At 60.1% G+C, this 10,334-nt stretch carries 10 protein-coding genes; 6 read left to right on the top strand and 4 right to left on the bottom strand.

Annotated features, from left to right (window positions below):
- Positions 1-567, top strand: a 567-nt coding sequence (locus EN969_RS05090) for a carbohydrate ABC transporter permease (RefSeq protein ID WP_164758149.1), incomplete at its 5' end; no start/stop codon positions are given.
- 28 nt (positions 568-595) lie between these two features.
- On the opposite strand, the gene EN969_RS05085 is transcribed toward EN969_RS05090, so the two are convergent.
- Positions 596-931 (bottom strand): hypothetical protein, encoded by a 336-nt coding sequence (locus EN969_RS05085; RefSeq protein WP_063168797.1) that lies wholly within the window; start codon positions 929-931, stop codon positions 596-598.
- A gap of 145 nt (positions 932-1,076) precedes the next feature.
- Here EN969_RS05085 and EN969_RS05080 point away from each other — a divergent pair, with 145 nt between their 5' ends.
- Both EN969_RS05080 and EN969_RS05075 read left to right on the top strand, forming a co-directional pair.
- Positions 1,077-1,820 (top strand): DUF899 family protein, encoded by a 744-nt coding sequence (locus tag EN969_RS05080; RefSeq protein ID WP_063170314.1) that lies wholly within the window; start codon positions 1,077-1,079, stop codon positions 1,818-1,820.
- Positions 1,821-1,952: 132 nt separating this feature from the next.
- Complete coding sequence (locus EN969_RS05075; RefSeq protein WP_027162094.1) at positions 1,953-2,507, top strand: DUF4142 domain-containing protein; 555 nt, start codon at positions 1,953-1,955, stop codon at positions 2,505-2,507.
- 162 nt (positions 2,508-2,669) lie between these two features.
- Here EN969_RS05075 and EN969_RS05070 read toward each other — a convergent pair whose 3' ends face one another.
- On the bottom strand, positions 2,670-2,990 hold the full coding sequence (locus EN969_RS05070; RefSeq protein ID WP_063168796.1) for a DUF1476 domain-containing protein: 321 nt from the start codon (positions 2,988-2,990) through the stop codon (positions 2,670-2,672).
- Between the two features lie 212 nt (positions 2,991-3,202).
- Between EN969_RS05070 and EN969_RS05065 the strand changes: the two genes are divergently transcribed.
- The 3 genes from EN969_RS05065 (at position 3,203) to EN969_RS05055 (ending at position 4,655) form a co-directional block, all read left to right on the top strand.
- Positions 3,203-3,586, top strand: coding sequence for a DUF6152 family protein (locus EN969_RS05065; RefSeq protein ID WP_063168795.1), 384 nt, complete (start codon positions 3,203-3,205; stop codon positions 3,584-3,586).
- On the top strand, positions 3,587-4,042 hold the full coding sequence (locus EN969_RS05060; protein ID WP_063168794.1) for a hypothetical protein: 456 nt from the start codon (positions 3,587-3,589) through the stop codon (positions 4,040-4,042).
- 220 nt (positions 4,043-4,262) lie between these two features.
- Positions 4,263-4,655, top strand: coding sequence for a RidA family protein (locus EN969_RS05055; protein ID WP_027039300.1), 393 nt, complete (start codon positions 4,263-4,265; stop codon positions 4,653-4,655).
- Between the two features lie 38 nt (positions 4,656-4,693).
- Here EN969_RS05055 and EN969_RS05050 read toward each other — a convergent pair whose 3' ends face one another.
- Together EN969_RS05050 and carB are read right to left on the bottom strand one after the other, a co-directional pair.
- Complete coding sequence (locus tag EN969_RS05050; protein ID WP_063168793.1) at positions 4,694-6,481, bottom strand: AIPR family protein; 1,788 nt, start codon at positions 6,479-6,481, stop codon at positions 4,694-4,696.
- 179 nt (positions 6,482-6,660) lie between these two features.
- Complete coding sequence (carB, locus tag EN969_RS05045; RefSeq protein ID WP_027162088.1) at positions 6,661-10,167, bottom strand: carbamoyl-phosphate synthase large subunit; 3,507 nt, start codon at positions 10,165-10,167, stop codon at positions 6,661-6,663.
- Positions 10,168-10,334 lie beyond the last annotated feature (167 nt).

Below are 10,334 nucleotides of genomic sequence, written 5' to 3'. Positions count from 1 at the left end.
TCAGCCTACGCGCTGGCGCGCATTCGATTCCGCGGCCGCTCGGCGCTTTTGTTCATCATCCTGTCGGTGTCGATGTTCCCGCAGGTGGCGCTGCTGGCCGGGCTGTTCGAACTGGTCCGCATCTTCGGCCTCTACAATTCCCTGTTCGCGCTGATCTTCTCCTACATGATCTTCACCTTGCCGTTCACCGTCTGGGTGCTCACCACCTTCGTCCGCGACCTGCCGGTCGAGGTCGAGGAGGCGGCGATCCTAGACGGCGCGACGCCGTGGATCATCGTCACCCGGGTCTTCCTGCCGCTGATGTGGCCGGCGCTGGCGACCACCGGCCTGCTGGCCTTCATCGGTGCGTGGAACGAGTTCCTGTTTGCCCTGACCTTCACCTCCAACAACGCACAGCGGACCGTGCCGGTGGCGATCGCGCTGCTCTCCGGCAACTCGCAGTTCGAGATCCCCTGGGGCAACATCATGGCCGCCTCGGTGATCGTCACGGTGCCGCTGGTGGTGCTGGTGCTGATCTTCCAGCGCAAGATCGTCTCCGGCCTCACCGCCGGCGGGGTGAAGGGGTGAGGAGCGGTCAGCGTAGTGCGGACCGTTGTCAGATGTCCGGCGCGTTGCCGATCTTCTGCTTGAGATCAAGCGCCCAGGTGCGGCCTTCATCGCCGCCCCACAGCAGCCGGGCGATGTAGCCGGCCGAAGGGTTCTGCTCATTGCCGTAGTTCCTGCCGCGCTTGTCGACCTCGTGGCGGGCGAAATAGCTGACCATGCGGCGAATGGTGGAGGGCGCGAGCTTTTCCCGGTTCTTCAGTTCGGTGGCGCGGGCGACGCCGATCTCGGTGCCGCCGCGGCCGAATTCTCCGCGCAGTCTGAGGCCCTTGGCGGCATTGTCGGTCACTACTTGCGGGCAGCGCAGATCGATCTCGTCGTCGTGCATCTCGTCCCCCGGATCACGCTGCCCGGACAGGTATTACGACATATCACCATGCGCAATAAATGTCGGAGCCGATCACCGCCAAACGTCCTTGGGTCGCAGAGCAACCGCGCCGGGACGCCGGCGCTGCGACTTGAAGGAGCCGATCATGATCACCTTTCCCAACGAATCCGCGAAATACCGCACCGCGCGCGAAAAATTGCTGAAGAAGGAAATCGAGCTGCGCCGCGCCATGGAAGAGGTCGCCGAGGCCCGGCGCGCGCTGCCGCCGGGCGGGCTGATCCGCCAGGACTATGAATTCGACGCACTGGATGCCCACGGCAAGCCCGCGAAGACAAGGCTGTCGGAGCTGTTCGCGCCCGGCAAGGACAGCCTGATCCTCTACAACATGATGTTCCCGCGCCACCCGCAGGAGAAGCGCGATGTGGCGACCAGCGGCGGCACGGCGAAGCTCGCCCGACCGGACCAGCCATGTCCGTCCTGCACGGCATTGCTCGATCAGTTCGACGGCGCGGTCGGGCATCTCCAGGCGGCCGGCTTCAATTTCGCGGTGGTGGGCAAGACCGCGCTCGAAAACCTGGTCACGCTCGGTCGAGATCGGGGCTGGCGCAACATGCGGCTGGTGTCTTCGGCGGCCAACAGCTTCAAGCGCGACTACAATGCGGAGGCGGCCGACGGCTCACAGATCCCGCTGCTGTCGGTGTTTCACCGCGACCCCGACGGCATACGCCATTTCTGGAGTTCGGAACTGGATTTCGCACCGACGGAGCCCGGTCAGGATCCGCGTGGCCTCGGCACCTGCGAAACGCTGTGGAATCTGATGGATTTCACGCCGGAAGGTCGCCCGAACTGGAACGAGCAGCTGCAATATGGCGAAGCTTGCTGCCACTGAAGGCAGTTGTGGCCAGCCGCCGCGGTTCGGGTAATCGAGGCGATACGCGCAGGCTTCTTCCTCATGATCTGCAACCGGAGTGCCCAAGCGACGTTGGATTGTCCGAGGGACAATTCCAACCGGAGACATGCCATGAAGACGCTTACCATTCTGACCGCAGCAGCATTGCTTGCCGGCGCGCCGGCCTTTGCCCAGTCGAACACGACCGCCACGACCACGCCGCTCGCCGCCACGACGAAGGTCGACACTTCGACCTTCATCAAGACGGTGCCGAGCGCCAATGAGTTCGAGATCCAGTCCAGCAAGCTCGCCGAGCAACAGGCGACCGACGCCGACGTCAAGGCGTTCGCCAAACAGATGATCGCCGATCACACCAAGGCCGGCGAGGAATTCAAGGCGGCGCTTGCCCAGGGCCAGACAACCTCGGCCACCGCACCGTCCGGTCCGGCCCTGCAGCCCAAGGAGCAGAAGATGCTCGATGAGCTGAAGAGCGCCAGCGGCGATCAATTCCAGGCCAAATACATCGAGATGCAGACCAACGCTCATAAGGAAGCCGTCGCGCTGTTCAGCGGCTATGCGAAATCCGGCGACGACCCGGCAATGAAGGAATTCGCCAAGAAAACCCTGCCGACGCTGCAGATGCACGAAAAACACGTGAAGGAACTGGCCGCCGCGCATCAGGGGTGAGGGCGGTTCACTATGGCGCCCCCCTCTGTCCTGCCCGGCAGGACAGAGGGGGGCGCCGTAGAGCGCTACGATGGAAGCCAGCCCGCTTGGCCAACCAACACCACAATATGGCCCTGTGCCTTAAGCACGGCACGCCCTATACCGATCAAGGCTGAGCGGCGCTCAGGTCGACCTGATCTGCTCGACCGCGGTCACCAGCAGCTCTTCCATGGCGGTGCGTATCTGGCCATCCGACTGGGCGATGCCCGCCGCGTCGAAGTCGGCGCGGACCTTGCGGAACACATCGTTGTCGCCTGCCTCTTCGAAATCCGCGTGCACGACCTCCTTGGCATAGGCGTCGGCGTCAGCACCGGATTTGCCGAGCTTTTCGGCGGCCCACAGGCCGAGCAGCTTGTTGCGGCGCGCCATGGCCCTGAACTTCGTTTCCTCGTCCATCGCAAACTTCTTTTCGAAGCCTTCCTGACGGTCTCTCATGCTGCTCATGGTTCGCCTCGTTTCCGATGGGAGTCCGATCTTCAGCCCAGGGGAAGAACGGCCAGGAAAGAGAGAGTGGCGCGCATGGGTGTCATTAACAAGGCGTCATGCCGGCGATTGGGCGGGCGCTTGGCGGTCCAGTCTTTCGCTCGATATGATTTGACGTTGCCGCGCCGTGTCCTACTCTCAAGTGCCTGCGGGATGAACCGAGGAGACGAGCGATGCAGTTCAAGGCAATTCGCAGCGTCGCGCTGACGGCGGCCGTGATGCTTGCCGCCGGCACCGCGGCCTATGCCCATCACGGCTGGTCGTGGACACAGGATGGGTTTTTCGAACTCAAGGGCAAGATCACGGCCATCTATATCGGCAATCCGCACGCCACGCTGGATGTCGACGCGGAGGGTGAGGCCTGGCGGGTGGAGATGGCGCCGCCATCACGCACGATCGCCGCCGGCTTCACGGAGGAGGTGGCCAAGGTCGGCGACGAGGTGACCGCGATCGGCAACCGCTCGCTCGAGGCGACCGAAAAGCGCATGAAAGCGGTGCGCGTCATCGTCAACGGCAAGACATATGATGTCTATCCCGACCGCGTGCCGCCGGCGTAAATGGCCGAGTTCCTCGCCGGCATTGAGCATCTTGCGTTGGCGCGGTGGCTGAAGGCTTCCTTCGTCGCCTATCCCATAGTCAATGCGCTCCACATCATGTCGATCGGCGCGCTGTTGACCAGCGTCGTTCTCATGGACCTCAGGATCTGCGGCGCTTTCCGTTCGCTGCCGCAAGCCGCATTCGTCGCGCTGCTGCGCCGCATTGCATTAAGTGCATTCGCGGGTGCGCTCGTCACAGGCTCGCTGCTGTTTTCGGTCAAGGCGAGCACCTATGCGGCGATGCCGGTTTTCCTCGCCAAGATGGCACTCATCCTTCTCGCCGGCGTCAATTTTTTCACCTTCCTGCGCTTCGCCAGAGGTGGTGACGATCTGGCCGGCAGCACCATCCTGGCTGTGCTCTCGATACTGCTGTGGACGTCCGTGCTTTTCGCCGGACGGTTCATCGGATTTCTCTAGCGCCGCATCTTCCTTCTCCCCCTGTGGGAGAAGGTGTCGCCGAAGGCGACGGATGAGGGGTGTTCCAGGGAACGCCGACGTCTCACTCCGCTGGAACACCCCTCATCCGTCTCGGCGCTATCGCGCCGATCCACCTTCTCCCACAAGGGGAGAAGGGAAGAACGGCGCTGGCGTTCCGCCCGTGCCGGGATAAGCTCCCTGCAACTCAGGGAGAACTGCCATGAAAAAAGAAATCATCGAAGTGCCGGTCATGTCCGCCAAGGTGCGGGCGCTCGGCCTTCCCTGCTCGACAGCGGTCAAGGCCAACGGCTTCGTGTTCATCTCGGCGACGCCGCCGGTGGATATGGTGACCGGCGAGATGGTGCGCGGCGACATCGAGGTGCAGACCGAGGCGTCGCTGAAGGCGCTGAAACATTGCCTGGAAGCGGCCGGCACTTCGCTCGACAATGTGGTGATGGTGCGTATCTACGCCGTCAATTCCGGCTTCTACAACGCCATCAACCGTGTTTATGCCAGGTATTTCAGCGTCAATCCGCCGGCGCGGAGTTTTGTGCCGGTGGCGTCGTGGCCGATGGAGTTCGATATCGAGATCGAGTGTGTGGCGGTGGCGTGATGAGAGTATAGGAACGAGCATGACGACTCGCCAGCCTCTTATGAAACGTAGTTTTTCACCTCAGGAATGTCTTGGGTCAGGATCATCTCTCTAAATTCGTTAGAAACCGACTCTGATCGGATGGCGTCCCGAACCCTCTCCTGGGACTGCGTCCCAAACTGCTTAAGTTTGTCGTCTAATATCGCTGAGCTTCTATAAACCACCGCCTTGAGCGCCTCTTCATTCTTGCTCAATGCAATAATATTCTGCGCTACTTTTTCTATTTCCGATTTTTTCATGGAAAAGACGTCTCTGCCTCGGGTCACAATTAAACCGACGGCACATATGATATAAAATCGGAACGTCTTATATTTATTATCTATACGCTGGTTTCTCCAGAGGAACTCAATTCGGTAGTAGAGATAACAGCAGGCATGATAGATCCTAACATCATGATCATCCTTAAATATCTTGCTATCATACTCCGACATGATTCCCCGATAGTCGCGAGCTGCACGATTGGGCTGGAAGAAAATCGCGGCAGCCAGGGCCTTCATCATCGAAGATGGCTGAATTATCCTAACGCGCTCGACCTGCTGGCCACGATATTGGTTTTCGCGCCGTTCAAGATATATGATCTCTTCCGGCTCAACCGATCTGGCGTATTCTTCGAGGCTCTTTAAAAATGGCCTCAGCGCCCAGAATTGTTCTTCCTTCACCGGGTTCTGCCTATTCGTTCCAATAATGATCGATGCGACGAAGTCATCGTTCTTCGACCCAATCAGGCGGAATGGCACTGCAATATGGTCAATTAGATTTAGATCTTCAGCTGCCCCTTTGCTTTCCCCAAAGATCAATTCGTATATAATATTGCTCGTTTGACACCCATTTACTATTTGATAGTCCTCAAGATGGAATCGATCTCCAGTGCGGTCTATACTTTTCGACACAACTGTAACGCCGTTATTCCTAAAAGCAAAATCATCACCACCGCTCTCAAGTACTGAGACCTTTATTTCTTGGTTAATCTTAGATCTTTGATCGTAGTCTCTAATATTGTCAACGAAAACCGATTTATTGATGCCGATTGCGTTAAATTTATCGTCAAACAAAGTAAATAGCTTAACTAGTTGTTTGGCCTCGAGATATCCAACGTATGCCTCGTCCACATTCTTATTTTTTGGCATAACGACTGCTTTTGTAAATTCAATTTCTGCTTCGACAGATGTTGTGGCGGCTCGGTACCATTGTTGTAGCTGAAGAGCTCCAACGATACTTACGTCAAGGTTGTCTCTGTCAAACATGTTTTTTTCAGACATTTGACGAGTGAATGTATTCTTCAAAGACTCAATGCGCCGAGGTTCCTCGTAATTTCCGGTTGCGATGTAGAACGCTTTTAGCGAAGGATTTTTCTTTCCAACTACACCTTCATATACCGCGAGCATCGCCTCGGTTAAGTCCGACAATTGGGGGCTTTCATCTCGCAAATCGCCATCAAAAAAGCTGGTTATAGCATCGAAAAATTTGGAAATGTCACCGTAGTCGTAACTTGGGCTAGTTTTCGACTGAAAGAAAACAAACTCAATCGATGGATTTTTGATCGCGGCGAGCTTATCTTCTGCTTCGATCCGTGTTTTTACTACTTCCCCTTGTATTAATATTGCGACTCCGTCGAGACCGAACTCCGTGCCTGTCAAATGGACATCGTTGGCATCTGCGGACTCGGCCAACAGACCGATTAGAGTCGCAAATATCGAGTAAATTTCGAATTGATCACTAAGACTTGCCGACTCGATGCTCGTGGATTTTGCGTAATCCTTGACTTGAGCGCGAATTACTGGATTCATTTTTTGGTCCCCCCGCCTTTTGGCTGTTAGCGTACGTGACGTCTCGGGGGCTGTCTACTGTATCCGACCCTTTACTAACCGTCGGAGTGCACTATTTTAGATGCTGGTATAATCCGGATATCATTTGGCTGCGGCGAGCAATTTGAAAGCGAGAACTGCCGACAGCAGTTCACCAATCCTTACGCAAAATACTCCTGCAGCGGCCTGACCTCGAGGCTCCCCGCCTTCAGTGCCGCAATCGCTTCCGCCACCGCAGCCGCGCCCGATAGCGTCGTATAATACGGCACCTTCTGCATCAGCGTCGCCCGCCGCAGCGACTTCGAGTCCGACACTGCCTTCTGGCCGTCCGTGGTGTTGAAGACGATCTGCACCTGGCGGTTGCGGATGGCGTCTTCGATGTGGGGGCGGCCTTCCAGCACTTTGTTGATCTTCTGGGCGTCGACGCCGTTTTCGGCGAGGAAGCGGGCGGTGCCTGAGGTGGCCAGCACCTTGAAGCCGAGGCCGGCCAGGCGCTTCACCGCCGGCAGGATGCCTTTCTTGTCCTCGTCGCGCACCGAGACGAACAGCGTGCCGGAGCGCGGCAGGTCGACGCCGGCGCCGAGCTGGCTCTTGGCGAAGGCCAGCGCGAAATCGCGGTCGAGGCCCATGACCTCGCCGGTCGAGCGCATTTCCGGGCCGAGCAATATGTCGACGCCGGGGAAGCGGGCGAAGGGGAACACGGCTTCCTTGACCGCGATGTGGCCGGGGTTCCTGGGGTCGGGCATGGCGCCGTAATGGGCGAAGGCGTCTTCCAACTTCTCGCCGGCCATGATGCGGGCGGCAATCTTGGCAATTGGCCGGCCGATGGTCTTGGCGACGAAGGGCACGGTGCGCGATGCGCGCGGGTTGACCTCCAGCACATAGACCGTGCCGTCCTTGATCGCATACTGCACGTTCATCAGCCCGCCGACATTGAGCGCGCGGGCAAGGGCTGCCGTCTGGCGCTCCAGTTCGTCGACCAGTTCGGAAGGCAGCGAGTGCACCGGCAGCGAGCAGGCACTGTCGCCCGAATGGATGCCGGCCTCCTCGATGTGTTCCAGAATGCCGGAGACGAAGGTCGCCTTGCCGTCGCAGAGGCAGTCGACATCGACCTCGATGGCGCCGGAGAGATAGGTGTCGAACAGCAGCGGGTTTTTGCCCAGCAGCGTGTTGATCTGGCCGGTCTTGTCGTTGGGGTATTTCTGCTTGATGTCCTCCGGCACCAGGCCGGGCACGGTGTCGAGCAGGTAGGTCTGCAGCATGCCCTCGTCATGGATGATCTGCATGGCGCGGCCGCCGAGCACATAGGACGGGCGCACCACCAGCGGGAAGCCGAGCTCGCCGGCGACCAGGCGGGCCTGCTCGACCGAATAGGCGATGCCGTTCTTCGGCTGGCTCAGGTTGAGCTTGTGCAGCAGCTTCTGGAAGCGGTCGCGGTCTTCGGCGAGATCGATCATGTCGGGCGAGGTGCCGAGGATGGGGATGCCGGCCTTCTCCAGCGCATCCGCCAGCTTCAGCGGCGTCTGGCCGCCGAACTGGACGATGACGCCGACCAGCTCGCCCGAGGCCTGCTCGGCGCGCAGGATCTCCAGCACGTCTTCGGCCGTCAGCGGCTCGAAATAGAGCCGGTCCGAGGTGTCGTAGTCGGTCGAGACCGTCTCCGGGTTACAGTTGATCATGATCGCTTCATAGCCGGCGTCGCGCAGCGCGAAGGCGGCGTGGCAGCAGCAATAGTCGAACTCGATGCCCTGGCCGATGCGGTTCGGCCCGCCGCCGAGGATGACGACCTTCTTGCGCGACGAGACCTGCGCCTCGTTGGCCAGCGCGCCGGCGAACGGCACTTCATAGGTCGAGTACATGTAGGCGGTGGGCGAGGCGAACTCGGCCGCACAAGTGTCGATGCGTTTATAAACAGGATGAACGTCGAGCTTTTCGCGAGCTTTCTGAATCACTTCGGCGTCGGTCTTCGTCAGCGACGCGAGGCGGGCATCGGAGAAACCCATGGCCTTCAGCATGCGCAGGTTGACGGCATCCTCGGGAATGCCGTGCTCGCGGATGCGGGCTTCCATGGCGACGATGCCGGCGATCTGTTCGAGGAACCACGGGTCGATCTTGCACATGGCGTGCACGTCCTCCAACGAGGTGCCCATGCGGATCGCCTGCGCCACCATGCGCAGCCGATCGGGCGTCGGCGTGCCGAGCGCTGCGCGGATGGCGTTGCGGTCGTCGGCATGGTTGGCGGAACCGAGGCCCCCATGGCTGAGACCGGGAATCTCGATCTCGTCCAGACCAGTCAGGCCGGTTTCAAGTCCACGCAGCGCCTTCTGCAGCGATTCCTGGAAGGTGCGGCCGATGGCCATGACTTCGCCGACCGACTTCATGGCGGTGGTCAGCACCGGCTCGGCGCCGGGGAATTTCTCGAAGGCAAAGCGCGGGATCTTCGTGACGACGTAGTCGATGCTCGGTTCGAACGAGGCTGGCGTCGCGCCGCCGGTGATGTCGTTCTCCAGCTCGTCCAGCGTGTAGCCGACGGCGAGTTTTGCCGCGATCTTGGCGATCGGGAAGCCGGTCGCCTTGGAGGCAAGTGCCGACGAGCGCGAGACGCGCGGGTTCATCTCGATCACCACCAGGCGGCCATCGGCCGGGTTGACGGCGAACTGCACGTTGGAACCGCCGGTCTCGACGCCGATCTCGCGCAGCACGGCGATCGAGGCGTTGCGCATCATCTGGTATTCTTTGTCGGTCAGCGTCAGCGCCGGGGCGACGGTGATCGAATCGCCCGTATGCACGCCCATCGGGTCGATGTTCTCGATCGAGCAGACGATGATGCAATTGTCCGCTCTGTCGCGGACGACCTCCATCTCATACTCCTTCCAGCCGAGCACGCTCTCCTCGATCAGCACTTCGGTGGTCGGCGAGGCGTCGAGGCCGGACTGGACGATCTCGTAGAATTCGGCGCGGTTGTAGGCGATGCCGCCGCCGGTGCCGCCCATGGTGAAGGACGGGCGGATGATGGCCGGCAGGCCGACATGGTCGAGCGCCTGGGCGGCGATCGCCATGCCATGGCTGATATAGCGCTGCTTGCGGTCGCCTTCGCCGAGGTTCCAGCGGGTTTCCAGCGCATCGAGCGCGGCGTCGAGATCGGCCGGCTTCTCGGCCTTGAGCGCCGCGCGCTCGGCCTCATGCGTCTTGCGGTCGGTGTTCTTGACGTCGGTGGCGTTGGCCAGCATCGACTTCGGCGTTTCCAGGCCGATCTTCTTCATCGCCTCGCGAAACAGCGCGCGGTCCTCGGCCTTGTCGATGGCGGTAGCGTCGGCGCCGATCATCTCGACATTGTAGCGCTCGAGCACGCCCATGCGGCGCAGCGACAGAGCGGTGTTGAGCGCGGTCTGGCCGCCCATGGTCGGCAGCAGCGCGTCGGGCCGCTCCTTGGCGATGATCTTGGCCACCACTTCAGGCGTGATCGGCTCGATATAGGTGGCGTCGGCCAGTTCCGGGTCGGTCATGATGGTGGCCGGGTTGGAATTGACCAGGATGACGCGGAAGCCTTCCTCCTTCAGCGCCTTGCAGGCCTGCGTGCCGGAATAGTCGAACTCGCAGGCCTGGCCGATGACGATGGGGCCGGCCCCGATGATCAGGATCGACTTGATGTCAGTGCGTCTTGGCATGTCAAAGGTCCGTTCGGCGGGCGGCTTGCACAAAAAACCGGGACGGGAAGACCCGGCCGGTTGTGCTCGCGATTCTGGTATCAGGCTAGGAGGGCCTTATAGGGAAGAGTTTTGACTGATGTAACCCCGAAAATGCGAGGTAGGGGAATAGGGGAGTAGGGGAGTAG

The organism is Mesorhizobium sp. M7A.F.Ca.CA.003.01.2.1, assembly GCF_003998945.1.
Classification (GTDB): domain Bacteria; phylum Pseudomonadota; class Alphaproteobacteria; order Rhizobiales; family Rhizobiaceae; genus Mesorhizobium; species Mesorhizobium ciceri.
This window is presented reverse-complemented; position numbering and strand designations above follow the sequence as displayed.